The following is a 23,014-nucleotide window of genomic DNA, read 5'->3' on the forward strand; positions in this document are numbered from 1 at the left end:
TCCAATGAATAAATAACATGAATTGCTTTTATGGTCGAGTCGCGCAAGACTGATTGACACAAATGAAGCGCCAAGCGCCAAGCGGCGCCGGGGGCAGGTCGTAGCGGAGGTCATTCGCCATGGATGGCGAATGTAGCGCCCAGGGATGGGTTCACAGCGCCTCCGCGAAGGCCTGTCGCCGGGCAAGCCGCGTGCAAGCGACGATTTCAGACCGGACAGGCAAAGGGCCCCAGAGCCCGGGAGAACGATATGGCAGGCCAGCAGGGGGATCGGTCTTCGTTCATGCCTGGCGTCGCGTTCCGGCCGTCCAGGAGCCATAGAGCTCGCCTTGCGCACAGGCGCCCGGCAATGAACTCGGCGCGCCGCTTGGCGATGGCGCCTTGCAGAGGGGGAGGCAGGGCGATGCCCTCGTAGCTGGAGCCAGAATCGGAGTGATCGCGCNTCGCCAAGCATGCTCTCCAGCTCGCTCTCGTTGACGCCGAGCATCTGCAGGATGTTGCGCTGGGCGGCGTTGAGGATGTGCTGGCGCTCCTTCTCGCCGGGCAGGCTCTTGGCGATGGCCACGGCGCCTGCGGACCGACCGGGCCCAGCGGCCTCGTTGAACATGCCATTGATGCAGGTCCGAACAGGTTCTGTCGTTCGGCCGCCTGCTTCAATCCAGATGGGTGACCGGCTTTCGGCGTGGGTCCACGTGCCACGGTAGCCCTCGACGCGCGTTGTACTCCAGCTCTGCGATCACCTGTGCCCCCAGTAGCAGGATGATGGCCCCCACCTCCAGGCTCAGCAACACCACGATGAGGGCGGCCAAAGAGCCGTAGACGACGTTGACGAAGGAGAGATTGACGAAGTAATACACCAGTATCAGCCGCACCCCCTCCCATAGCAGTGCCGCTACGAAGCCACCCACGATGGCGCGTCTCAGGGCTATTTTTACCACCGGCAGCACCTTGTAGATGGCGCTGAACAGGATGAAGACTCCGAAGAAACTGAACAGGTTGAGCAGCGGCTCCGAAAGGCCGGCGAGGGGCATGTTTCGGCCAAAGATGGCTATCCACAGGGCATTGATGGCTTCAGCCAGTGTGGCCAGCAGGGTGAGTGCCATCAGACCGGTCCCCAGTACCAGCATGAAGGCGTAAGGAAGCAGCACCGAGACCCAGATGCTGCGTCCCTTGTGCGGGTCGGGAGCGTGGAAGATGATCGCCAGCGCATCCTCCAGCATGCGGAAGGCGAAGGAGCTGAAGAGCAGCAGTATCAGTATGCCGAACAGCCCGATGGCATCACGGGAGTCGAGCAGGGCGCGGACGGCATCCATCAGCAGCTCGGCGTGGGCCGGGGCCAGGTGCAGCACCTGGACGCTGAGCACGTCGAGCAGAATCTGTTCCTGAACGACCTGCGTCAATAATACCGTTATCAGGGCGAACAAGGGGACGATGGAGAGCAGGATATTGTAGCCGACTCCTCCGGCCAGGAGGATGCCTCGGTTGCGCAGGAAAGCGGACAGGACACGCCAGAGAAAACTCCCCACCTGGGGGAGTAGAACGATAAGGACGTTCCGCGTTTTGCGTGCTCGAGACATGCGTTTGCCGTCCTTGTGCTCAGATTGCTGTTACCGACCGTCAGCAGTGAGTGCTGCGATGTTTTCCCTTGCGCCGTCCCTGTCACTGCCAGGCTACATTTCTACTCTGTTTAAGGTATTAGGCTACTCGAAAATCGACAACCAAGGTGTACTTGATTTCCTCTCTCGCTGGCTGAATCCAGCAGGTTCGCTACACTGGAAGCTGACGAAGAGAGCAGATTCGTCATGCGTTTCCCCATTTATCCTGCCAGCAAGGAGTGCTGAATGCGCAATATCATCTATATCATCGGCTTGATCGTCGTTGTCCTCTTCATCCTCTCGATGCTTGGACTCCGCTGATAGCGTGTCGGGTAGCAGGACGAGGCCGTTTAGCAATGGTGCCAGCTGTTGTCTTTCGCCTCGCCCTCGCCCGGTTGTTGCCTTCTCGGCATTGTTGAGCTGAGCACCCTTGAGTTCCCGTCAGGTCCCATCAGGACTTCAGTTCGGCCAATTTCCTCAGCAGAACCATCTGCGACCAACGCCGTCAATAAGTGCGGTGGAAGCCACTATCGTTGGCATCCACCGTCAAGGAAACGCTGCTCAATCGAATCGTTGCGTAGGTATCCCTCAGTATTCTTCAGAACGAATCGCAGCTGCAGGCTGCCCTTCGGGTACGGTAGGTAGTGAAGCTGGATAAGCCTTGATAGGATTCAGGATGAGAGCTACCGCTACATCAACAATCACGGATGTCCATGCCAAGACCCGCCAACCCTCAGGATGAGCATCTACGACTTGCCGCGCTGTATGAGCTCGGGATACTCGATACCCCGCCTGACCCCGGTTTTGACCGATTGACCTCCCTTGCCTGCGACCTGTTCCAGGTTCCCATCGCCGTGGTCTCGCTCGTGGATGCGCGCCGCCAGTGGTTCAAGTCGCGCTCGGGGCTTGAGCGGTGCGAGACTCACCGAGACATCTCCTTCTGTGCACATGCCGTGGTCAGCGATACGGCCCTGGTGGTGGAAGATGCGCGGGAAGATGCGCGTTTTCATGACAACCCCTTTGTCATCGGTCCGCCGCATATCCGTTTCTATGCAGGTCAGCTGTTACGCCCCGATGGGCGTCACGCCGTGGGGACCCTGTGCCTCATGGATCATCTTCCACGCACCCTGTCGGCCAAGGATCACGATCGGCTTGACCAACTGGCCGCCCAGGTGGAGGAGCTGCTGCGAGAGCATCAGTTGCGGGTTCAACTGGTTGAACAGAAACGGGTGTTGACGAATACCACTCAGCGCTTGTCGGCCCTGCTTCAAGCGATTCCCGATGCGCTCTACCTGCTGGATGAAACAGGGCTTGTTACACGCCTGGATGTTGCGACACCGGCCAATGAGCCCTTTGCCGATGAACTCAGGCGGCGATTCGCGCTGCATGGCAAGGACAACATGCCCAGTTTCATATGGCAGGATGATGGGGAAGATACCGTTCATGAGGTGAGGGTGGTGCCTGCACATGGTGAGTATCTGGCGATAGCGCGTGACATTACCGAGCGGCTGCAGATTGAAAAGATGAAGGGTGAATTCATCGCTACGGTCAGCCATGAGCTACGCACCCCGTTGACAGCGATCCGCGGTGCGCTGGATATGCTCGACAACGGTCTGGCCGGCGAGCTGCCAGAGTCCGCCCGTCCGCTGGTGAGTATTGCTAACAAGAACAGTCGACGGCTGGTGCGGCTAATCAATGACATACTCGATATTGAGAAACTTGCAGCAGGCCAGCTCAAGCTGCATGAACAGCGTTTTACACTGCGTCCGCTGATTGAGCAGGCACTGGAAGACAACGCCCTGTATGCCGAGAGCTTTGGGGTCGCCCTGTCGCTGGTGCCACCTGCGGCAAACGGAGAGGTGTTACTCGATCCCGATCGCTTCGCCCAGGTGATGGCCAACCTGCTCTCCAATGCCAGCAAGCATTCACCGGCCGGTGACACAGTATCGGTGTCACTGATGCACCTGCGGCGTGGCGGGAAGGACTGGCTTGAAATCACAGTCAGCGACCGAGGTGAGGGGATCCCACTGGCCTTCCAGCCGCGGGTCTTCGAGCGATTTGCCCAGGCCGATGGCTCCGATCGGCGACGTGTTGGTGGTAGTGGGCTCGGGCTTGCCATCACTCGCAGCCTGGTTCATGCGATGGGTGGGGATATCGACTTCACCTCGGTGCCGGGTGAAGGAACCTGTTTTCGGGTGCGCCTGCCATGCCTCGCGCCAATATATGATGACGTCGACCAGGAGGCGATATGAGTGCGTCCGATTCTGCTCCCCGTATCTTGATGATCGAAGACGAAGAGGACATCGCCTTTCTGATCCGCTTTTTGCTCGAACGTAACGGTTATCAGGTCTCCCACGCAGCTGACGGTCGTCAGGCATTGGAGGCCCTCGCCTCATCGCCGCCGGTGGGGCTGGTGTTGCTCGATATCATGCTGCCCTACCATGATGGCCTCGAGGTGCTCGAGCGTTTGCGTGGTTTGCCGGCCTGGCAGGATGTTCCTGTGCTGATGCTTACCGCCAAGGCCCGTGAAGCGGACATCGTGCGCGCCCTCGAATTGGGCGCCGACGACTTCGTGACCAAACCCTTCCAACCCGACGAGTTGCTGGCGCGGATGCGCCGCTTCATGAGGAGGCGTTGATGCGTCGTCGTTGTTTCTGCCAGGGTTGCGGCTGGCTTGTCGGCAGCTGGCTTGCTGCCAGCCTCTCCGCTGCGCCGGCTTTTGCAGAGGAGCGACGGACCGAAGTCGAAATCTCCCAGCGTTATGAATGGGTCGACAGCGGGTTTGCCGACTGGCAGGCCCAGCGGCTGGATTGGCAGACAGGGCAGCCGGGGGCCATTACCTGGTATGGAGCGGCGCTGCGCGAGCGCCGCTATGCGCTATGGGACCAGGGTGTCGAGCTCGGGGCAGCCGTTCCCCTCGGTGATGATTGGGTGCTGCAGCCCGAAGTGGGCAGCGCTTTCAGCCCCGACTTTCTTCCCGACTGGTACGCCGATCTGCGTTTGCAGCGTCGTTTGACGGCGGGTTTCGTCGGCAGTACAAGCCTGCGACATACCGAGTACGTCGACTCGCGGGTCGACCGCCTGGCGCTGGGTATCGAGCGGTACTGGGGCGCGTGGCGAATGGCCTATACCCTCAACGTCAGCGATGTGCAGGGGGCGGGTACGCCGGTAGGCCATGCCGTGGCGCTGGACCATTACTATGGCGAACGCAGCGTGGTGGGTCTGCGCGCTGGTCTGGGTCGTGAAGAGGAGGTCGTTCGTGACGGCGAGGTGACCGTCTCCTCCGTTGCCGCCTTTGCTGTGCGTGGCCGCCACTGGTTTCACCCGGAGTGGGCGATTAACTGGGAGCTTGGGGCCTTGAGTCAGGGCGATATTCATGATCGCTATGGCATGCAACTGGGCCTTCGCCATGCCTTTTGAGCCGGCCGCGATGTGGCGTCAGGCTGTCGATACCCTGGCTTGGATGTCGCTCATGCCCGATGATCCGATGCTGCGGCTTGCGATATACAGCGCGCTGGCTCTGGTTGCCTTGACCCTGCTGGTGATGGTCCAGGTGCTGGTGCTGTCTGAGCTGGCGGGCCGCCGCGCGCGTCGTCGAAGGGCCTTCGTGAATATATGGCGGCCGCAACTGGCGATGTGGAGTCTCAGTGAGCCGGGTTCGGTGGCGGTGAGCGGGACGCCACGCAGCAAGCAAGAACAGCTTTGGTTCCTGCTGCTGTGGAGCCGCGTGCAGCGACAGCTACGTGGTTCGGCCCGTGAGCGTCTCAATACCATGTTCGATGCCCTGGGCATGACCGACTGGGTGCTTGCCATGCTCAGGACTCGGGCCGTTCACCGCCAGCTTGTGGCGTTGAGCTGTCTGCGTTACCTGGCTGACGTGCGCCACTGGTCGGCGGTTTCGCCGCTGCTAGAGGTGCGCAACCCGGTAGTGGGTATGGCCGCAGCCCAGGCGCTGGTGGCCATGGACCCGACGCGTGCCATGCAGCGTTTGATACCGCTGGTTGGCGAGCGTCGCGACTGGGCTATGCCGCGGCTTCGTGCACTCTGCCAGCAGGCCGGTCGCGACGCCGTCGGCACGCCGCTGCTGGCAGAGCTCGAAAGCGCGTCGAACTGGTCGCTCCGGATGGTAGCACTGATCGACTGGGCTCCCCCTTCGCGAGCGGCGCCTTGGGCGAGGCGTTGCTTGACCTGGAGCAGCGTAGAGGAGGACCGCGAGGCGATCGACACCACTCGCTGTGCAGCGCTGCGTTGCCTGGGTGAGCTACGCGACCCGCGTGACCGGATGCTGCTCGCCTCGCAGTTGGACAGTCCCTCGCCTGAGGTGCGCCTGGCAGCGGTACAGGCGCTTCGTCGGCAGGCCGGCACCGAGGACATCACTCTGCTGGAAGCCCGGCTCGCCGATAGCAGCTGGTGGGTACGCCAGGCCGCGGCGGACTGTCTGGTGGAATTGCCTGGAATAGAGCCCGAGCGACTCACTGAGCTGTTGGAGCGTCTCGAGGATCGCTACGGGCGCGACGCACTGCGTCGGGCCATGGCCGAGGGGGTGCGCTGATGTCGGGTGGTGGCATGAGCATCAATTGGCTGTGGTGGGGGCAAGTAGGTTTCATCGGCTACTTCCTGTTGCTAAATGGGGGCTATCTGTCGCTTAACCTGCTGTCTATGGTCAGCCTGCGGCGTTACATGCGCCAGCGTGCCGAACTCGGCGAAGAGGCTCCGTACCTGGGGGTTGAACCCGCAGTCTCGGTACTGGTGCCGGCCTACAATGAGGCGGAGACCATTCGCACCTCGGTGCTGTCGCTGCTGCAGTTGCAGTATCCCGAGTTCGAGGTGGTGGTAATCAATGATGGTTCAAAGGATGACACCCTGGCTGTGATGCTTGAGGCCTTCGAGATGGAGCCTCATCCCGAGCCGTTGCGCCGTGCGGTGCCCCATCAGGAAGTGCGGGGGATCTATCGGTCGCGGCGTTACGCCAACCTCAAGGTGCTGGACAAGGAGAATGGTGGCAAGGCGGATGCGCTCAACGCCGGTATCAACGCCTCGCGGCATGGCCTGTTCTGTGCCGTAGACGCCGACTCAATCCTTCAGCGCGACAGCCTGCTGCGGGTCGTCCAGCCATTCCTTGAAGATGAACGGACCGTAGCCGCCGGGGGCACGGTGAGGATTGCCAATGGTTCCACGGTGCGCGGCGGCTTCCTGCTCGAGGCGGGGATCCCCACCAGCCTGCTGGCGCGTTTCCAGATCGTCGAATATCTGCGTGCCTTCCTGTTCGGGCGCTTGGGCTGGTCGCCGATGAATGCGGTGCTGATCATCTCGGGAGCCTTCGGGCTGTTCGATCGTGAGCGGGTGATGGCGGTGGGTGGCTATTCGACTTCGACGGTGGGGGAGGACATGGAGCTGGTAGTACGCCTGCATCGCCATCACCGCCAGCGGCGCATTTCCTATCGCATCAGCTACCTGCCCGATCCGATTTGCTGGACTGAGGCACCAGAGGATCTCGGTACCCTGGGCCGCCAACGCAGCCGCTGGCAGCGTGGCCTGGCTGAGAGCCTGGGTCGCCATGTGAGGCTAGCGACAAGCCCACGAGGTGGAGCCCCGGGGCACCTCGCCTGGCCCTTCATGGCACTATTCGAATGGCTGGGGCCACTGATCGAATTGGCCGGCTATGCATTTATGATTGGCGGATTTTCCTTCGGGGTCATCTCGCCGGTGGCGCTCACGGTATTCCTCCTGGTGGCTATTGGTATGGGCATACTGCTGTCGGTCAATGGTTTGTTGCTCGAGACCCTGTCGTTTCGTGTATATTCCCGGCGCCGAGACATGCTGCAGTTGTTTCTGGTGGCGATACTGGAGAACTTCGGCTATCGCCAGCTCAATACTCTTTGGCGCTGTCGCGGGCTCTGGCAATGGTTTACGCGACGCAAGCACCAGTGGGGGGTGATGAGGCGTAGCGGCCAGTGGGGGCAATGAACCAGCTGTCTCACTCGGGTGCCAGCAGAGTCTCAACCAGGGCGTGCAGCCGTTGCTGGAATTGCCCGCCGGGTGACGGTGGCATCGGGTCAGAGGTGATGGCTACGGTCAGTGCTCGTTCGGGAATCACATAGAGTGCCTGGCCACCGTAGCCACGGCCATAGTAGGCCTGTTCGCCGCCCAGGCGGGTGACGAACCAGCCGTATCCATAGCCGTCGCTGGTCCAGGCCGAGGTGCCTCGGGGCGTCCACGAAGCTTCCACCCAGCCTTCAGGCAATACACGGGTGCCATCGATCACGCCATCTAGCCGGTAGAGCTCGCCAACCTGTATCAGCGCCAGAGGTGACAGCTGCATGTCATTGCCACCGAAAAAAATGCCTTGTGGATCGCGGAGCCAGGCGGGAATGGCGATGTTCAGCGGGTCGCCGAGAAGTTGCCTGGCCAGGGAAAGAGTGCTGTCGCCACTGGCTTGGGTTAATGCGGCAGAGAGCAAGTGGCTCGAGCCGGTAGAGTAGAGCATCCGTCCGCCTGGGTGGTCGACGAAAGGACGCCTGAGGGCATTCGCGACCCAGTTGTCGCTTGCTACCCAGGCGCCATAGTTGGCGCCGGAGGTGCGCTCGAGCCCGGCCTGCAGCGAGAGCAGATGACCGACGGTGATATCTCCCACCCGGGGATCGATGTCATTGGGCACCAGGGGGCCGAGCAGGTCCACGACGGGCTGGTCGACGCCCTCGATCACGCCTTGCTCGATGGCGGCGCCTACCAGAGCGGCGAGCACGGTCTTGGAGAGAGACTTGATATTGGCCGGCTGATCGCTCCCGGGGCCGGCATAGGTACGTTCGAGCACGATCTCTCCGTTCTCGGCGACAACGAGAGTGTGCAGGCGTGAGATGTCGCCGGCTTCGGATTTCAGGCGCTGGAGAGCACTCTCGCTCAGCCGCTGGGAGCCGGCTTCGCTGGCAAGTGAATGGCAAGTCGCCGCCAAGGCCAGCATAATAGTGAGAAGTATCGGATACCGTCTGGGTAGCCGCCTTCGCAGTGTCGCCGCTGTCATGGTTCCCTCCTCGCTATCCGTCCAGGTGTCGATGCACTTGCGGTCCGAGTTTCGAGCCGGGACGGGATGATTGGTTCCCCTGCCGGGTGCTGAACAGCAGCAGGGGCCCTGGCATGGCTGCGGGCATTTACGCGTTCCCTCTCGCCAATGAGGCACCATGGCTAAATTCGAAGTGATCGGTACTGCCAGTATTCCTGGGAAGGGCAGTGAGCTGCGCCTGCTGCAGCGCAATGACGAGTTCTCCATTCGTATCGCCGGCAGTCCCGGGGAACTGATGAATACCCGTCTGCACGGCTCCGAGGATGCCTTGGCCGAGCTTGCCTGCGAGCGTATTGCCAATCGTGCCGGTATCCGGGTGTTGATTGGTGGCCTTGGCATGGGCTTTACGCTGGCGGCCGCGCTGCGTTCATTGCCCGAGAGTGCCGAGGTCGTCGTCGCCGAGCTCGTGCCCGGCGTCGTGGACTGGAACCGGGGGCCGCTGGGTGCCGCTGCTGGCTATCCGTTGAACGACCCTCGTACCGTCGTCAGCCTGGGCGATGTCGGCGAGCTGCTGCGTCGGGAGCCTGGCGGCTTCGACGCCATCATGATCGACGTCGACAATGGTCCCGAGGGGCTGACGCGCAAGGAAAATGACTGGCTATACTCACCTCAAGGACTCGCCGCCGCCCAGGAGGCGCTGCGTCCGGAGGGCGTGCTGGCGATCTGGTCAGCGGGGCAGGACCCCGCATTCACCGAGCGCCTGCGCCGGGTCGGACTCCTGGTGGAAGAGGTCACGGTACGTGCCCATCGGCCGGGCAAAGGGGCCAAACACAGGATATGGCTTGCTTGTTGATATGAACTCGTTCGTGGTCACACTGCGCTGGATATGCCTTCTGCTGATTGTCCTGCTGCTTTCCGGCTGTACCGGCCGCGTCATGCCACCTGCCCCGGCGGAGCTCGCTCAGCCGCTGGATGTCTACCTGATCGATCACGGTCGTCATGCCAGCCTGGTCCTGCCGCGGGAGGAGGGCGGCATGGTTCGTTACAGTTACGGGGAATGGCGGTGGTATGTGGAAGGACGCCGCCACTTCCTGGCAGGCGCCGCGGCAATGCTGGTGCCGACCGCCAGTGCACTGGGACGTGGCGTTCACGAGGACGTGACGGGGCCCGGCGACTTTTCGAGGCTGGCGCCGGAAGGCCTGGTCCGGACCTATCCGCTCCAGGCAGAGGCGGCCCGGGTCAGGGCGCTGCAGCGCCGACTCGATGCGCATTTCGAAGGTGAGGCCGAGCCGGTATACAGTGAAGAGTTCGGCCTTCATTTCGTGCCGCACCCGCGAGCCTACTGGGCCGCCCACCAGTCGAACCTGGTGGTGGCGGGATGGCTTCGCCAGCTGGAAATCGATATCCAGGGCATTCCCTGGTACTCCCGCTGGCAGATCGAATCGCCGCAGGACGCCCGCTGATCGCCGCTGCACATTCGTCCGGTCAAAATTCACGTTGCCCCGCGCTTCGGCGTGACGCGGCATAAGGCAGACAATATGCTGGAACTTTCTCGTCAGGTCATGCTTGCCGACCACGAAATCGACATGCAGGCGGTACGTGCCCAGGGCGCGGGCGGCCAGAACGTCAATAAGGTGTCGACGGCGATTCACCTGCGTTTCGACATTCGCGCGTCCAGTCTTCCCGAAGGTTTCAAGGAGAAGCTGCTGGCACTCAACGACCAGCGCATCACTCGTGACGGGGTGGTGATCATCAAGGCCCAGTCGCACCGTACCCAGGAGCGGAACCGTACCGAAGCGCTCGGTCGACTCAAGGCCCTGATCAAGAGCGTGATGTACGCACCCAAGAAGCGGGTCGCGACCCGTCCGAGCAAGGGGGCCAAGCAGCGCCGACTGGACAGCAAGAAGAAGCGCGGCAAGCACAAGGCCATGCGCGGCAAGGTGGAAACCTGATCATTCGTCAGGCGGCGCTGTTGCCTTACCCTCACACCATTCGAGACATCCCATGACTGCTGTTGATAACGCTGCACCCACGCCATCCACCACTGAACGGCTCTCCAAGCGGCTGGCGCGACAGTTGCCCTGTTCACGCCGCGAGGCCGAGCTCTACATTGCCGGGGGCTGGGTTATGGTCGATGGCGACATCGTGGAGGAGCCGCAGTTCAAGGTGGGCGAGGAGCGTGTCGAGCTACGTCCCGGCGCCAGGGCAAATGAAATTCCGCCCGTCACACTGCTGCTGAACGCGCCTCCCGGCCTCGCTGCTGGCGAGGAGCGAGAGTGGATGCGGGATAGTATCGCGCCGGGAACGCACTGGCTTGACGACCCTGCCGGGCTGAGCCCGCTGAAGGCGCATTTCCGTGGGCTGCAGCCGATGCTGCCGCTGGAGAAAGGGAGCTCGGGTTTGCTGGTCGTTACCCAGGACAGGCGTGTGGTGAGGCGGCTAGATGAGGATACGGCGCGACTTGAGCAAGAGGTGGTTGTCGAGGTCGATGGCACCTTCAGCGACGAGCAGTTGGAAGCGCTACGCGGTGGCAACAGTGAGCCAGGCCGGAAGTTTGCACCCTGCAAAGTCAGCCGGCAGAGCGAAACCCATCTACGCTTTGCTGTGAAGGGGATGGTGCCAGGGCAGATTGAAGCGATGTGCTCGAGCGTCGGGCTGACGGTGCTGAGCCTCAAGCGGCTGCGTATCGGCGGGGTGTCGCTGGGGCGCGTGCCGCCGGGCCAGTGGCGGTACCTGAAGCTTGGAGAGCGCTTCTGAGCTTTTCTGGTTCCCTTTCACCATGGTTGATGCATATGTATGCTGATTCATGACGGTACGCGTCTGTCATCGCTCGATGCCAGGCATCTTTTACCAGAGAGAGGGTCTTGCCAATGTCGGAAAATACCCAGAGCCCACTTTACAAGGACAACCGAGTCAAGGCCCTGGTGGCCGTGGCGCTGCTTGCGGTGATCTGGGCGATCTTTGCCCACAACAGCGCCGGTAATCATCGCGACCGCGGCCAAGCCCTAGAGGAACAGCTGGCCGCGCTACAGGACGATCATCAGCAATTGGCTACTCAGCTTCAGGCGCGTGATGATGCAGGTGAGGACATCGAGGCCTTGGAGGCCCGCCTGGCGGAGCTCAATGAGGAGCAGCAGGCTGCCGAGGCGGCATTGGCCGAGGAGCAGGAAGCCGCCCGCGACGAAACTGCGCGCCTTGAGGCCGAAGTGGCTGAGGTCGAGGGGCAACTGGGTGAGCTTCAGGAGGAGCGTGCCGCTCTTGAAGCCGATATCGAAGCCAACCAGGCTGAGCAGGCCGAGGCACAAGAGGCGCTGGTCGAAGTGCGTGGCGAGTATGAGGCGGTGGAACAGGCTCGCAGTGATGCCGAAGCCGCTCGTCAGGAAGCCGAAGAAGCACGCCAGGAGGCCGAGGCGGCTCGCCAGGAAGCCGAAGAGCTGCGCCAGATTGCCGTCGATGAGCGCCAGGAGGCCGAGGTCGCCCGCGATCTGGCCGATAATGAGCTGGCAGTAATCGAAGAGGATATCGCTGCGGCAGACGAGCAACTGGATACGCTGGGCGCCGAGATCGCTGAGCGAGAATCCGCCATCGACGCCCTGGAGAACGACGTCGAAGCCCTGGAGGCCTGGCGTGACGAGGTGGAACGCGAAATCGGCGAGGCAAGGGAGCTGCGCGAGGAAACCCTGTCCGAGGTTGAAGAGGCGCGTGCCGAGCGTGAGGCTCTGATGGAGGAGATCGAGGATGGGCGCGGTGCCCTGGCCCAGCTCGATGATCAGATCGAGCGTCGCCAGCAACAGCTGCAGCGACTGGAAGCACAGCTCTCTGAATGGCGTATTGAATTGGAGGACCTCCAGCTCCGTACGTCCGATCAGGAGCGAGCCCAGCAGCAGGAGCCTGAGCAGGAGCAGGACGAGGACGAGGAGCAGGACGAAGCCGAGGAAGAGGAAGCCGAGCAGTCTTGAATCTGGCGCTAGCCACCAGGAAGCGGAAAAGCGGCGAGCCAGGCTCGCCGCTTGTCGTTTGGCAGGCTTCCTGCGCGTTATACTGAACAGTATTTGCTCAGTTCGAGCGGAGAGACACCCATCAGCACAAGGAGCGAGTCGTGATCGAAGGGGTCAAGCATATCGTCGCCGTGGCATCCGGCAAGGGCGGGGTGGGCAAATCCACCGTTGCCGTCAACCTGGCACTCGCTATGGCCGCCGAGGGGTATCGTACCGGTATCCTTGACGCCGATATCTACGGGCCGAGCCAGGCTCAGATGCTCGGCGTGGCTGAGGGCGCTCGACCGCAGCAGGCCAGTGAGAATCGCATGCGACCGCTGGAAGCTTACGGTCTTCAGGCCATGTCCATGGCCTTCATGGTGGATACCCGCGAGCCCATGGTATGGCGTGGCCCCATGGTGTCCGGTGCCTTCCAGCAGTTACTGACCCAGACGGCGTGGGACAATCTTGATGTACTCTTCATCGATATGCCGCCGGGGACCGGTGACATCCAGCTGACCCTGGCACAGAAAGTGCCCGTCGACGGTGCCGTGATTGTGACCACGCCACAGGACATCGCTCTGCTCGACGCCCGCAAGGGCATCGAAATGTTCCGCAAGGTCAACGTGCCGGTGCTGGGTGTCGTCGAGAACATGAGCCTGCATGTCTGCACCCAGTGCGGCCATGCCGAGCCGATCTTCGGCGAAGGAGGCGGTGAGCGTATCTCGGCGGAATACGAGACCCGTCTGTTGGGCCGCCTGCCGCTGGCCCTGTCGATTCGGGAGCAGGTCGACGGTGGGCGCCCGACGGTGGTAGCTGACCCGGACGGCGATGTGACTGCCACCTTCCGTGCCATGGCTCGCCAGATCGCCGAGCAGGTCGAAGGGCTGCAGGCCGATGAAGGGCCAAGCATCTCGTTCAGCGACTGATTCAGTGACTGGGCGTGGCACGCACCCGTGACGCCTGACGCAGGGGCCGCTATCATGGCGGCCCCGATTCGTGATTTGACATCATCAGGACGACCCAATGAGCATCAAAGCCGACAGTTGGATCCGCCGCATGGCCGAGCGGGATGGCATGATCGAGCCATTCGAGGCCGATCAGGTTCGCTACGTCAACGACCAGCGGGTGATCTCCTACGGTACGTCCAGCTACGGCTACGATGTGCGCTGTGCCGACGAGTTCAAGGTATTCACCAATATCCACTCGGCGATCGTCGATCCCAAGGCATTCGATGAGAAAAGCTTCGTCGACATCAAGGGAGATGTCTGCGTCATTCCGCCCAACTCCTTTGCCCTGGCTCGCACCGTCGAATACTTCCGCATCCCGCGAAGTGTGCTGACCATCTGTCTGGGCAAGTCCACCTATGCCCGCTGTGGCATCATCGTCAACGTGACGCCGCTGGAGCCGGAGTGGGAAGGGCACGTGACCCTGGAGTTTTCCAACACCACCAATCTGCCGGCCAAGATCTACGCCAACGAAGGAGTGGCCCAGATGCTGTTCCTGGAGTCGGACGAGATCTGCGAGACGTCCTACAAGGACCGGGGCGGCAAATATATGGGGCAGAGGGGAGTGACGTTGCCGCGCACCTGAGGCGCCTGGCGGCGCCAGTCGCGATGGAAACTCGGGGCGCCGAACCGAGCGCTCCAACAGCTGCTTTTTCCACCAACGTTGCCACGTCGCTGTTGGAGTAGCTTCAGCTCACGACTGGAGGCCGCAGGACTCCCGGCGGTGTTGCAGATGCTGGCGTTCACCGCCAAGGCGCCTGGCGGCGCCAGTCGCGATGCGGAGTCGGAGCGCCGAACCGAGCGCTCCAACAGCTGCCTTTTCCACCGACGGTGCCACGTCGTTGTTGGAGTATCTTCAGATCACGACTGGAGGCCGCAGGCCTCCCGGCGGTGTTGCCGACGCCAACGATCAGCGCCAGCGCGGCGGCCTCCGCCAGGCTCCTGGGTGTCTATTCTTCGTCCAGTTCCTCGTCGAGCTCTTCCGCCGCATCGGCATGGGAGAGACGTAGCCCCTGGGGCGGCAGCCGGGTGCCGTCCAGGGTTGCGCCTTCGCCCTCCAGTTGCAGGCGGCCTTCCAGGAACCACTTCACGGCGATGGGGTAGATCAGGTGCTCCCGGCTATGCACCTTCTGCTGGAGGCTGGCCTCGGTTTCCCCATCGACGATGTCCACGACAGCCTGGATCACCACCGGCCCGCTGTCGAGTTCCTCGGTGACGAAGTGCACGCTGCAGCCGTGCTCGGCGATACCGTCGGCGAGCGCCTTGGCATGGGTATTCAGCCCCTGGTATGCGGGCAGCAGCGAAGGGTGGATATTGAGCATCCGCCCGAGGTAGCGCTGCACGAAGCGCGGGGTCAGGATGCGCATGAAGCCGGCCAGTACGATCAGGTCGGGCTGATGGCGATCGATGACCTTGATCAGGGCGCCGTCGTAGGCCTCGCGGCTGTCGTACTCCCGGTGTGGCAGGGCCACCGCATCGATGCCGGCATCCCGCGCCCTCACCAGGCCATGGGCATCCGCCACATTGGAAACGACTGCCACGATCTCGCCGCCGAGTTCATCATGACTCTGGGCATCGATCAGCGCCTGCAGGTTGCTGCCACTGCCCGAGATCAGTACCACTACCCGCCGAACCTCGCTGGGCTCGGGGGTGAAGTCGTTCAGGGTGTCGCTCTGGGGTGCGTCGTGGGTGAAGTCGGGATCGCTCATGCCTTGAGGTTCTCCAGCCTCACGGCTTCCTCGTCCTCTGGGCGTATCGTGATTTCGCCGATGCGATAGACCGTCTCGCCCTGGGCCTGAAGGTGAGCACGTGCCTTGTCGGCCTGGTCGGCGGGAACCACGACCACCATGCCGATACCGCAGTTCAGCACCCGGTGCATCTCGTGCTCATCGACGTTGCCTTGCTCCTGCAGCCAGTCAAATACCTTGGGGCGCGTCCAACTGGCGACGTCGATACGGGCGCCGAGGGTGTCGGGCAACACCCGCGGGATATTCTCCAGCAGGCCGCCGCCGGTGATGTGGGACAGGGCATGGACCGCCACGCCACTCTCCTTGATCAGTGACAGCAGCGGCTTGACGTAGATGCGGGTGGGGGCGAGCAGGGCATCGCCCAGGGACCGGCCATCCACGGCGATATCGAGGGAAGCGCCGCTCACCTCGAGAATCTTGCGGATCAGCGAATAGCCGTTGGAGTGGGGGCCCGAGGAAGCGATGCCAAGCAGCACGTCGCCCTCGGCCACCTTGCTGCCATCCAGGATCTCGGACTTCTCGACCACGCCGACACAGAAACCGGCCAGGTCGTAATCGCTGCCTTCGTACATGCCGGGCATCTCGGCGGTTTCGCCGCCCACCAGCGCGCATCCCGAGCGCTCGCAGCCCTCGCCGATACCGGTGACCACGTCCGCTGCGATGTCCACATCCAGCTTGCCCGTGGCATAGTAGTCGAGGAAGAACAGCGGTTCGGCACCGGCGACCACCAGGTCGTTGACGCACATGGCGACGAGGTCGATGCCAATGGTGTCATGCTTGCCAAGGTCCATGGCGAGACGCAGCTTGGTGCCGACACCATCGGTGCCGGACACCAGCACCGGCTCGCGGTAACCTGCCGGCAGTTCGCATAGGGCGCCGAACCCGCCTAGCCCGCCCATTACCTCCGGGCGCGTGGTGCGTTTGGCAACGCCCTTGATACGATCGACCAGGGCGTTTCCGGCGTCGATGTCGACACCGGCATCCTTGTAGCTGAGCGGTGCCTTGGACGGCTGGGCGGAAGTGGAGTCGGTCATGGCCTGTCCTGTATAAAGTCGCGGATGCGGTTAGTGTAGCGCTGCCGCTCAAATATCGGCATGGCGCGTCGATTGCCCGAAGCGAATCGACGAGCAGTGGGCAAGATCGGGCGGGAATTGTAGCATCACGGCGCACGGCCCGCATTGTCGTGGTCGTCCAACGCAGGGAGTGTGGGATGCGCAGAGAGTGGTGGGTTCTGATAGCTGCAGTCGCGATGTTGTGGCTGCTGTTTCAGTTGGAAGCGATGCTGATGCCGTTCATCGCCGGCATGATCCTGGCGTACCTGGCCGACCCGCTTGCCACGCGGCTGCAGCGCTTTGGGTTGTCCCGCACGCTGGCGGTCTGTGTCGTCTTCCTGTTGCTGTCGCTGATCTTGGGCCTGGCGCTGCTGGTTCTGATTCCGCTGGCGGTTCAGCAGATAAGACAGTTCGGCCAGCTGGTGCCCGGCATCTTCGACTGGGTGGAAACGGTATTGGCGCCGCAGATCCGGGGCTGGACGGGGCTCGACGTGGCGTCGGATCTCGCAAACGTACAGGAGACCCTCGCCGAGCACTGGCAGGACGCCGGCGGTTATCTTGCCCAGTTCCTGGGTCAGATCGGACGATCGGGCATGGCCTTCGTCACCTGGGTGACCTATGTGGCTCTGATTCCCGTGGTGACCTTCTACCTGCTGCTGGACTGGGGGCGGTTGCTCGCGAATCTGCGCAACCTGGTACCACGTCAATGGGAGCCGGAGGCGGTGCGTTTGGTTTCCCGCTGTGACGATGTACTGTCGGCCTTCCTGCGTGGCCAGCTGCTGGTCATGCTGACCCTCGGGGCCATTTACTCCATCGGGCTGACCTTGATGGGGGTGCGTTTCGGTCTCTTGATCGGCATGGTGGCGGGGCTGGCCAGTATCGTGCCGTTCCTGGGTTTCATTGTCGGCATCAGCGTGGCGCTGATCGTGGCCTTCTTTCAGTTCGGTAGCTGGCTGGCGCTGGTTGGGGTCGTGGGCGTGTTTTCGCTCGGACAGGTCATCGAAAGCACCGTGCTGCAACCCAAGCTGCTGGGTGACAAGATCGGCCTTCACCCGGTGGCCGTGATCTTTGCCGTGCTGGCAGGGGGAACGCTATTCGGTTTTACCGGCGTTCTGCTGGCGCTGCCGGCAGCGGCGGTGATCATGGTACTCTTGCGTGAATTGAAGGATCGCTACAAGCGCAGCAGCTTGTACGATGCCGGCCTACGCAAAAGACACGACGAGGATTCTCCATGAGCCGAGCACCGGCGCAGCTGCCGCTGGGAGTGAGTCTGCGTGACGATGCCACCTTCGACAGCTTTCTGCCGGGCGCCAACGCCACCCTGCTGGAGACACTGACACATCAGCTTGACGAGAACGGTGAGCCCTTCGTCTATCTATGGGGAGCGAAGGGTACCGGTCGTACCCATCTTCTGCAGGCGGCCTGCCATGCGGCATCAAGCCGGGACCTGCGTGCGCTCTATCTGCCACTGGAGGAGCTGGGGCACTTTCCGCCGCTGATGCTGGAGGAGGTCGAGCGACTCGACCTGATAGCGATCGACGACCTGGATGCGGTCGTGGGTCGGAAGCGCTGGGAGGAGGGGCTCTTCCATGCCTTCAATCGTCTACGCGATGCCGGCAAGCACCTGCTCATGGCCTCGGCGGTGTCGCCGCGGCAGCTGCCTGTGAAGCTTCCGGACCTGGCGTCACGCCTGACATGGGGCGTTACTTTCCACCTACAGGGCCTCGACGATACCGAGCGCTTGCAGGCATTGCAGCTGCGTGCCCGGGTTCGCGGCATGCAGCTGCCAGACGAAGTCGCCCGCTATATCCTGCACCGCGGACCGCGTGGCTTGGGTGAACTTTGCGAAGCGCTGGCGGTACTCGACCAGGCCTCTCTCACCGCCCAGCGCAAGCTGACCATACCGTTCGTCAAGCAGGCGCTGGGCTGGTAGGCCTGGGGCGAGCTAGCGACTCAGGTTGACCTCCATGCTCTGGCCATTGCGCAGCGATACCTGCCGAATGATGGCCTGCCGCTGGCCGTTGGCGGGATTCACTACGCTTCCCATCACATAGAACTCACCGGCAGGCAGCCCCTGCAGGCTGAACTGCCCGTTGCCGTCGGTGCGGGTCGTATGGGTGAAGGCCTGTGCGCGGGGATCGGCTGGCTCTACCGCGCGGCCTGCCAGCGCGTGTTCGGCGGCCTCGGCAGAATAGGTGGTAACCGGTGCCACGGCTACGGTTTCACCCGTACCAGGCATGCCGTTCAACGCCAGGCGCCCACTGATTGCGGCAGAGCCCGATCGTTCAAGGCCGGCGTACTCCCGCTCGGGAAAGGCGACCTGGCGGACGACCCTGTCCGGGGCAGCCGGTTCGGTTTCCGGCGGGTGCTCGTCGCCGATGTCGATGACCTCGATGCGCTCGGGCGGTGGCCCGGGTTCCATCATTTGGCAGCCAGCAAGGATGAGGCCGAGCAGAGCTACTGGAATCCACGCTTTCATGTGTTGTTTCCTTGTGATTCGCCCGTGCTATACGAGAATAAACGATGTCACCGATCCGGCGACAGTCTCGTATTCCCATCATAGGCCCATCATAGAAAAGGCCCGCCGATCATCGATCGGCGGGCCTTGTCGTGANCAATGGAGACCGCAATGGTGGCTTTATGCACGTCCAGACCAATATAAGCAGCATGGACGTTGCTGGCAGCGCTGAGGCGTTGTGCCACAGCCCCCTTAACAACGGATTGCTGAGTTGCGTTAGACTGATTCATGACCTGCCTCCCTCAATAGTGGCTCTGTGTTCTGGTCCCTACCTCAACGTAACCCACGACGTTGCGGCGGGGCAGGTCAATCCATAATGTCTACAGGGTGGCAATCGCCTGCCATGGCAGGATGAAGCCGCTGTCGGAGCGCCGCTCCGCATCGCGACTGGCGCCGATAGGCGCCTCGGCGGAGGTTGAAAGGTTGGTTGTTGTCGTGCATACCGACATGCCCGCCATCAGGGAAAGCCAAAGGGGCAAGGTAGAAGGAAAAGCGTCAGGATAAAGCTAAACGGAAATGCTAGAAGGGATAGTGGATCGAGGCCGTGATCAGATTCATATGGGCCATGCTGGGGGCATCGAACTCCTCGAATTCCAGGCGGCTGATGAGGCGGTTGTGCTGCAGGCGGGCACCAAAGCCCTGGACTCGAGCGGTGCCGGCGGTGGCGAACAGCGTGTCGTCGCTGTGCGTTACCGGGTCACCCTCCCATTCGGTGAAGCCGGACTTGGCATACAGCCCCAACTGCCCGAGGCGAACGCCGGCCACCAGACTGCCCCCCAAGCTGGTTGTATTGAGGATCATTGGCTGATCGCCGAGGTGTGTCGGTACTTCATCGCTCTCGCGGTAGCTGAATTCGGCACCCAGGTCGAGACGCGGCATGTTCAGCGGTGAGAAACCGGCGGTAAGGCGGAAACCGGAGGTGTAGCCATCCGGCGTTTCCAGGCCCTGCCCTTCCAGTACCACTCCATTGTCGAGATACATGAGCTCGCTGGATTTACCGGCATAGGAAGGCGCTCCGTCAGCCGCCACGAGCGGTGACGCAAGGAAAAGCAGTTTGGCTAACAGCGCGACAGCTAGTGTTAAACCCGATTTCATGATCCCTGGCCTTGGCAGGCGGCCTCTACTCTTGCTTTGCTAGGACCCTGCTCAAATAGTGTTAGCCCCTACAGGCTAGCAGGCCCTGCTTCGTTGTGCCACGCAGGCGATCAACGATGGCTATCAGGGCTGGCTAGAGCGGCTTCGAGCGCTATGAGGCAGGGCGCCGCTATATCGTGGCGGTTGGCCGCAGCCAGTAGCGGCCCGAGAATGGCCTCTCGTTCTGTGGGGCGCGCGGCGAGGACGTCCTGCAGCATGGAAGCGCGGTTATTGGCGGTGCCCGCCACCACCTGCCAGACCAGCTCATTCCAACCCGCCTCCGGGGCCGGGATCTCCTCGGCTGCCATGATGGCGGCGACCTCTTCGATCACCTGATTCACCATCGACCGAAATGGGCGGTCCCGCAGTTGGCCGTTACGAATGCGATAGCGGGCGGTCAGCGGGTTGATGGCGGCATTGATTGCCAGCTTGTGCCAGAGCCGAACGCGGATGTCGTCGACCGCGCTGGCCTGAAGGCCCGTGTCGGTGAGGGTCTCGGCAAGCGACCGGCAAAGCTCGGGGTAACGGTTATCGAGATCGCCGATATAGGTAAGGCCATGCCCCGCATGTACCACCCGGGTATCGCTTGCGAGCCAGGCGCCCTCGGTGGTGGAGGCACAGAGTACCGGCCCGGTGTGACGCAGGCTCAGGCTGGGTTGAACCTGATAGCCGTTCTGCCAAAGCACCAGCGGGGTCGCCGGTGGCAACTGGGCGGCCACGCTGGCATAGGCTGCCTCGGTGGCGTAGGCCTTGGTCGTCAGGTGCAGGAAGGCGGGCGCCAGTGGCGGTAGCCGGCGGCTGTCGGCCATGGTCAGACGGTGTATTCGGTGCCCGCCCTCCGGGGTGAGCAGGGTCTGCTCCGGGGGGAGTGGCCTGCGTCCGGCCAGCACCACCGGTTGGCTGCCGGCGAGGTGGAGTGCGAGCAGCCGGCCCAGCGCACCGGGCCCCACGATCAGGTGTGAAGCGGTCGACATGAGTTGCCATTTCCTCCACGCGTTCGACACAGGAGATTACCATGGTCCTGGCATAGGAAACGCCCTCGAGACCTGGCATTCAACTGGTGCGTCGCTTGCGAGTGGGCGCGGCGCGGCTCCTGCTGCGGCGGGGCTTGCCGCTGCTTCTTCCCCGGGACGCCGACACGGTCGGCCCCGCTTCTCCCCGGGCTTCCGCCATGGCACTGCGCAGCCGTGCGGCATCGGCGCTGGCCAGCAGCGCTTGCAGGTCGGCGATCAGCGAGGTCATGAAGGGGGCGGGGTCGGCGTCCTGCTCGGCGATGGCGCCCAGCCGCTGTTCCCACAGCGCGGTGCGCTCGGGGCGGGAGGCTGCCTCGGGTAGCGAAGCGATCAGGCCGCTGCCCAGCCGCGTGGCGCGCAGTGCCTTGTTGCAACGGACCAGATAGCCCCGTTCCAGCAGCGTCTCGATGATGCCGGCACGTGTCGCCTCGGTGCCGAGGCCGTCGTGCTCGCGCAGCGTGCGGCGAACGGCCGGGTCGTCGACGTAGCGGGCGATATTCATCATCGCCTTGATCAGGCTGGCATCGGTGAAGGGCTCCGGGGGGCGGGTCTCGCGATCCTCGACGGCACAGTCCGTTACCCGACAGGCTTCTCCTTCGCTGAGCGGCGGCAGCGGCGGCGCCTCATCGCGGGTAGTAAACAGCGGCTTCCAGCCGGGCTGCAGCAGCACCTGCCCGCTGGCCCGAAAGCGCTCGTCGAGAATCACGAACTCGGCCTTTACCTCGCGGGTCTCCAGGGCAGGGTAGAACTGTGCGAGGACATTGCGGGCTATCAACCGGAAGACATCGGCCTCGGCCTTCTCCAGCCGCCCCAGGTCCGCCGGCTTGCCGGTGGGTGACAGGGCGTGGTGGGCACCCACCTTCTTGTCGTTCCAGGCCTTGGAGCGCAGCGTGAAGTCTGCTCCGGCAAACCACTGCTGCAGCGTGGCGTCACTGTGACAGGCGCTCTCCAGGGTGCGGCGTGCCTGCGCAAGATGATCCTCGGGCAGATAGCGACAGTCGGAGCGCGGGTAGGTGATCAGCTTGTGGCGCTCATAGAGTCGCTGGCAGATATCCAGCACCCCCTTGGCCGAGAGCCCGAAGCGGCGGGCGGCGTCCACCTGCAGCGCCGAGAGCGAATAGGGCAGCGGGGCGGCCTGGCGCTTCTGGCGAGCGTCGAGGGAGGCCAGGTGGCCCTCGGCACCGGGCAGGCGAGCGGCCAGGGCCTCGGCGGGGGGGCGTTCGAGCAGCCGCCCCTGCTCGTCCAGTCGCTGCGTCTCGGCAGGCTGCCACCAGGCGCGTAGCTGCCCACCGGAGACGGCGATATCGACCCACAGCACATGGAAGGGGTAGGGGACGAAGTCGCGGATTTCCGCGTCGCGGCGGACCACCAGCCCCAGTACAGGCGTCTGAACGCGGCCGACGGAGAGCACCCCATCGTGGCCGGCCTGTCGTCCGGTCAAGGTCCAGGCCCGCGTGAGGTTGATACCGTAGAGCCAGTCGGCCCGGGCCCGGGACTCGGCGGCTCGATACAGCGCGTGATAGCGGCTGTTGTCCTCCAGGCGGGTCAGGGCGCGCGCTACCGCCGGACGGTTGAGGTCGCTGACCAGCAGGCGCGATACCGGGCCCTTCCAGCCCAGGTGCTCGATGACTTCCTGTACCAGCAACTGCCCCTCCCGATCGGGATCCCCCGCATGCACCACCTCGCGCGCGCTCTTCAGTAGTCGACGGATCGCCGCCAGCTGTCCCCGGGCCTTGGGGCGGGGGGCGAGCTTCCAGCGCTCGGGAAGGATCGGCAGGTGGTCGAGCCGCCACTGCTTGTAGGCGGGGTCGTAGGCGTCGGGCGGCGCCTGCTCCAGCAGGTGCCCAAGACACCAGGTGACTACGGTGTCGCCGGCGTGCAGGGCGCCCTCTTCACGACGTGTGCTGCCCGGCAGGGCGTCGGCGATGGCCCGGGCGAGGCTGGGTTTTTCGGCAATGATCAGTCGCATGT

The 23,014-nt window shown here is 63.1% G+C and carries 23 protein-coding genes and 1 pseudogene; 14 read left to right on the forward strand and 10 right to left on the reverse strand.

Annotated elements, in window-relative coordinates; translation table 11 throughout:
- Positions 1-206: 206 nt before the first annotated feature.
- Both LOKO_RS20115 and LOKO_RS06585 read right to left on the reverse strand, forming a co-directional pair.
- On the reverse strand, positions 207-611 hold the full coding sequence (locus tag LOKO_RS20115) for a hypothetical protein (protein ID WP_235588957.1): 405 nt from the start codon (positions 609-611) through the stop codon (positions 207-209).
- 41 nt (positions 612-652) lie between these two features.
- Complete coding sequence (locus LOKO_RS06585) at positions 653-1,576, reverse strand: YihY/virulence factor BrkB family protein (RefSeq protein WP_066446622.1); 924 nt, start codon at positions 1,574-1,576, stop codon at positions 653-655.
- A gap of 731 nt (positions 1,577-2,307) precedes the next feature.
- Here LOKO_RS06585 and LOKO_RS06590 point away from each other — a divergent pair.
- From LOKO_RS06590 to LOKO_RS06610, 5 genes are read left to right on the forward strand one after another with little or no spacing between them, the layout of a single operon-like run.
- Complete coding sequence (locus LOKO_RS06590; protein WP_158509930.1) at positions 2,308-3,846, forward strand: GAF domain-containing sensor histidine kinase; 1,539 nt, start codon at positions 2,308-2,310, stop codon at positions 3,844-3,846.
- Entirely contained in the window at positions 3,843-4,232 is a 390-nt protein-coding gene (locus LOKO_RS06595) for a response regulator transcription factor (protein WP_066446626.1), read from the forward strand. Before LOKO_RS06590 ends, LOKO_RS06595 begins: the two co-directional genes overlap by 4 nt.
- On the forward strand, positions 4,232-5,014 hold the full coding sequence (locus LOKO_RS06600) for a YaiO family outer membrane beta-barrel protein (protein WP_066446635.1): 783 nt from the start codon (positions 4,232-4,234) through the stop codon (positions 5,012-5,014). The genes LOKO_RS06595 and LOKO_RS06600 overlap by 1 nt, the downstream gene beginning before the upstream one ends.
- Before the next feature lie 52 nt (positions 5,015-5,066).
- Complete coding sequence (locus LOKO_RS06605) at positions 5,067-6,146, forward strand: HEAT repeat domain-containing protein (RefSeq protein ID WP_201025364.1); 1,080 nt, start codon at positions 5,067-5,069, stop codon at positions 6,144-6,146.
- A 14-nt stretch (positions 6,147-6,160) separates the two neighbouring features.
- Positions 6,161-7,561: a glycosyltransferase family 2 protein gene (locus tag LOKO_RS06610; protein ID WP_066452258.1), complete on the forward strand. Its 1,401-nt coding sequence runs from the start codon at positions 6,161-6,163 to the stop codon at positions 7,559-7,561.
- A 10-nt stretch (positions 7,562-7,571) separates the two neighbouring features.
- Here the strand turns inward: LOKO_RS06610 and LOKO_RS06615 are convergent, their stop codons facing one another.
- Positions 7,572-8,615: a serine hydrolase domain-containing protein gene (locus LOKO_RS06615; RefSeq protein ID WP_083517465.1), complete on the reverse strand. Its 1,044-nt coding sequence runs from the start codon at positions 8,613-8,615 to the stop codon at positions 7,572-7,574.
- Positions 8,616-8,772: 157 nt separating this feature from the next.
- Here LOKO_RS06615 and LOKO_RS06620 point away from each other — a divergent pair, with 157 nt between their 5' ends.
- From LOKO_RS06620 to dcd, 7 genes and pseudogenes are all read left to right on the forward strand, one after another.
- Complete coding sequence (locus tag LOKO_RS06620; protein ID WP_066446639.1) at positions 8,773-9,447, forward strand: spermine/spermidine synthase domain-containing protein; 675 nt, start codon at positions 8,773-8,775, stop codon at positions 9,445-9,447.
- Positions 9,437-10,057: a hypothetical protein gene (locus tag LOKO_RS06625; protein ID WP_144439629.1), complete on the forward strand. Its 621-nt coding sequence runs from the start codon at positions 9,437-9,439 to the stop codon at positions 10,055-10,057. The genes LOKO_RS06620 and LOKO_RS06625 overlap by 11 nt, the downstream gene beginning before the upstream one ends.
- 75 nt (positions 10,058-10,132) lie before the next feature.
- Positions 10,133-10,546, forward strand: coding sequence for an alternative ribosome rescue aminoacyl-tRNA hydrolase ArfB (gene arfB, locus LOKO_RS06630; protein ID WP_066446644.1), 414 nt, complete (start codon positions 10,133-10,135; stop codon positions 10,544-10,546).
- 52 nt (positions 10,547-10,598) lie between these two features.
- Positions 10,599-11,351 carry an RNA pseudouridine synthase gene (locus LOKO_RS06635; protein ID WP_066446645.1) on the forward strand — a complete coding sequence of 251 codons (753 nt, stop codon included), beginning with the start codon at positions 10,599-10,601 and terminating at the stop codon, positions 11,349-11,351.
- A gap of 113 nt (positions 11,352-11,464) precedes the next feature.
- Complete coding sequence (locus LOKO_RS19275) at positions 11,465-12,553, forward strand: coiled-coil domain-containing protein (protein ID WP_066446653.1); 1,089 nt, start codon at positions 11,465-11,467, stop codon at positions 12,551-12,553.
- Positions 12,554-12,687: 134 nt separating this feature from the next.
- Positions 12,688-13,500, forward strand: a pseudogene (apbC, locus tag LOKO_RS06645) (iron-sulfur cluster carrier protein ApbC); the annotation flags it as partial.
- Positions 13,501-13,597: 97 nt separating this feature from the next.
- The gene (gene dcd, locus LOKO_RS06650) at positions 13,598-14,164 is read left to right on the forward strand and encodes a dCTP deaminase (RefSeq protein ID WP_043510379.1); all 567 of its coding nucleotides are present in this window, start codon (positions 13,598-13,600) and stop codon (positions 14,162-14,164) included.
- A 364-nt stretch (positions 14,165-14,528) separates the two neighbouring features.
- On the opposite strand, the gene purN is transcribed toward dcd, so the two are convergent.
- Together purN and purM are read right to left on the reverse strand one after the other, a co-directional pair.
- Positions 14,529-15,287, reverse strand: a complete 759-nt coding sequence (gene purN / locus LOKO_RS06655) for a phosphoribosylglycinamide formyltransferase (protein WP_066446657.1) — start codon at positions 15,285-15,287, stop codon at positions 14,529-14,531.
- A complete protein-coding gene (purM, locus tag LOKO_RS06660; protein ID WP_066446661.1) occupies positions 15,284-16,360 on the reverse strand; it encodes a phosphoribosylformylglycinamidine cyclo-ligase in 1,077 nt (358 codons plus the stop codon). The genes purN and purM overlap by 4 nt, the downstream gene beginning before the upstream one ends.
- A 176-nt stretch (positions 16,361-16,536) precedes the next feature.
- Here purM and LOKO_RS06665 point away from each other — a divergent pair, with 176 nt between their 5' ends.
- Positions 16,537-17,613: an AI-2E family transporter gene (locus LOKO_RS06665; protein WP_066446669.1), complete on the forward strand. Its 1,077-nt coding sequence runs from the start codon at positions 16,537-16,539 to the stop codon at positions 17,611-17,613.
- Complete coding sequence (gene hda / locus LOKO_RS06670) at positions 17,610-18,311, forward strand: DnaA regulatory inactivator Hda (RefSeq protein ID WP_066446680.1); 702 nt, start codon at positions 17,610-17,612, stop codon at positions 18,309-18,311. Before LOKO_RS06665 ends, hda begins: the two co-directional genes overlap by 4 nt.
- A 12-nt stretch (positions 18,312-18,323) precedes the next feature.
- Here the strand turns inward: hda and LOKO_RS06675 are convergent, their stop codons facing one another.
- The 5 genes from LOKO_RS06675 to LOKO_RS06695 form a co-directional block, all read right to left on the reverse strand.
- The gene (locus LOKO_RS06675) at positions 18,324-18,857 is read right to left on the reverse strand and encodes a carboxypeptidase-like regulatory domain-containing protein (RefSeq protein ID WP_066446683.1); all 534 of its coding nucleotides are present in this window, start codon (positions 18,855-18,857) and stop codon (positions 18,324-18,326) included.
- A 359-nt stretch (positions 18,858-19,216) separates the two neighbouring features.
- The gene (locus LOKO_RS20390; protein ID WP_256379996.1) at positions 19,217-19,345 is read right to left on the reverse strand and encodes a hypothetical protein; all 129 of its coding nucleotides are present in this window, start codon (positions 19,343-19,345) and stop codon (positions 19,217-19,219) included.
- Positions 19,346-19,415: 70 nt separating this feature from the next.
- Positions 19,416-19,877 carry a hypothetical protein gene (locus tag LOKO_RS06685; protein WP_235588958.1) on the reverse strand — a complete coding sequence of 154 codons (462 nt, stop codon included), beginning with the start codon at positions 19,875-19,877 and terminating at the stop codon, positions 19,416-19,418.
- A gap of 224 nt (positions 19,878-20,101) precedes the next feature.
- On the reverse strand, positions 20,102-21,004 hold the full coding sequence (locus LOKO_RS06690) for a ketopantoate reductase family protein (RefSeq protein ID WP_066446690.1): 903 nt from the start codon (positions 21,002-21,004) through the stop codon (positions 20,102-20,104).
- 79 nt (positions 21,005-21,083) lie between these two features.
- The gene (locus tag LOKO_RS06695; protein ID WP_066452259.1) at positions 21,084-23,012 is read right to left on the reverse strand and encodes a DNA topoisomerase III; all 1,929 of its coding nucleotides are present in this window, start codon (positions 23,010-23,012) and stop codon (positions 21,084-21,086) included.
- Positions 23,013-23,014 lie beyond the last annotated feature (2 nt).

The organism is Halomonas chromatireducens (assembly GCF_001545155.1).
In the GTDB taxonomy this organism is placed as follows: domain Bacteria; phylum Pseudomonadota; class Gammaproteobacteria; order Pseudomonadales; family Halomonadaceae; genus Halomonas; species Halomonas chromatireducens.

Excerpts from the sequence above, each read along its gene's own strand:
- LOKO_RS06690 (WP_066446690.1), bottom strand. The coding sequence starts at position 21,004 with ATGTCGACCGCTTCACACCTGATCGTGGGGCCCGGTGCGCTGGGCCGG.
- purN (WP_066446657.1), bottom strand. The coding sequence starts at position 15,287 with ATGAGCGATCCCGACTTCACCCACGACGCACCCCAGAGCGACACCCTG.
- LOKO_RS06610 (WP_066452258.1), top strand. The coding sequence starts at position 6,161 with ATGAGCATCAATTGGCTGTGGTGGGGGCAAGTAGGTTTCATCGGCTAC.
- dcd (WP_043510379.1), top strand. The coding sequence starts at position 13,598 with ATGAGCATCAAAGCCGACAGTTGGATCCGCCGCATGGCCGAGCGGGAT.
- hda (WP_066446680.1), top strand. The coding sequence starts at position 17,610 with ATGAGCCGAGCACCGGCGCAGCTGCCGCTGGGAGTGAGTCTGCGTGAC.
- purM (WP_066446661.1), bottom strand. The coding sequence starts at position 16,360 with ATGACCGACTCCACTTCCGCCCAGCCGTCCAAGGCACCGCTCAGCTAC.
- LOKO_RS06635 (WP_066446645.1), top strand. The coding sequence starts at position 10,599 with ATGACTGCTGTTGATAACGCTGCACCCACGCCATCCACCACTGAACGG.
- LOKO_RS06685 (WP_235588958.1), bottom strand. The coding sequence starts at position 19,877 with ATGTATCTCGACAATGGAGTGGTACTGGAAGGGCAGGGCCTGGAAACG.
- LOKO_RS20390 (WP_256379996.1), bottom strand. The coding sequence starts at position 19,345 with ATGTCGGTATGCACGACAACAACCAACCTTTCAACCTCCGCCGAGGCG.
- LOKO_RS06695 (WP_066452259.1), bottom strand. The coding sequence starts at position 23,012 with ATGCGACTGATCATTGCCGAAAAACCCAGCCTCGCCCGGGCCATCGCC.
- LOKO_RS06605 (WP_201025364.1), top strand. The coding sequence starts at position 5,067 with ATGCCCGATGATCCGATGCTGCGGCTTGCGATATACAGCGCGCTGGCT.
- LOKO_RS06595 (WP_066446626.1), top strand. The coding sequence starts at position 3,843 with ATGAGTGCGTCCGATTCTGCTCCCCGTATCTTGATGATCGAAGACGAA.
- LOKO_RS06675 (WP_066446683.1), bottom strand. The coding sequence starts at position 18,857 with ATGAAAGCGTGGATTCCAGTAGCTCTGCTCGGCCTCATCCTTGCTGGC.
- LOKO_RS06585 (WP_066446622.1), bottom strand. The coding sequence starts at position 1,576 with ATGTCTCGAGCACGCAAAACGCGGAACGTCCTTATCGTTCTACTCCCC.
- LOKO_RS06620 (WP_066446639.1), top strand. The coding sequence starts at position 8,773 with ATGGCTAAATTCGAAGTGATCGGTACTGCCAGTATTCCTGGGAAGGGC.
- LOKO_RS06590 (WP_158509930.1), top strand. The coding sequence starts at position 2,308 with ATGCCAAGACCCGCCAACCCTCAGGATGAGCATCTACGACTTGCCGCG.
- LOKO_RS06615 (WP_083517465.1), bottom strand. The coding sequence starts at position 8,615 with ATGACAGCGGCGACACTGCGAAGGCGGCTACCCAGACGGTATCCGATA.
- LOKO_RS06665 (WP_066446669.1), top strand. The coding sequence starts at position 16,537 with ATGCGCAGAGAGTGGTGGGTTCTGATAGCTGCAGTCGCGATGTTGTGG.
- LOKO_RS06600 (WP_066446635.1), top strand. The coding sequence starts at position 4,232 with ATGCGTCGTCGTTGTTTCTGCCAGGGTTGCGGCTGGCTTGTCGGCAGC.
- LOKO_RS19275 (WP_066446653.1), top strand. The coding sequence starts at position 11,465 with ATGTCGGAAAATACCCAGAGCCCACTTTACAAGGACAACCGAGTCAAG.
- arfB (WP_066446644.1), top strand. The coding sequence starts at position 10,133 with ATGCTGGAACTTTCTCGTCAGGTCATGCTTGCCGACCACGAAATCGAC.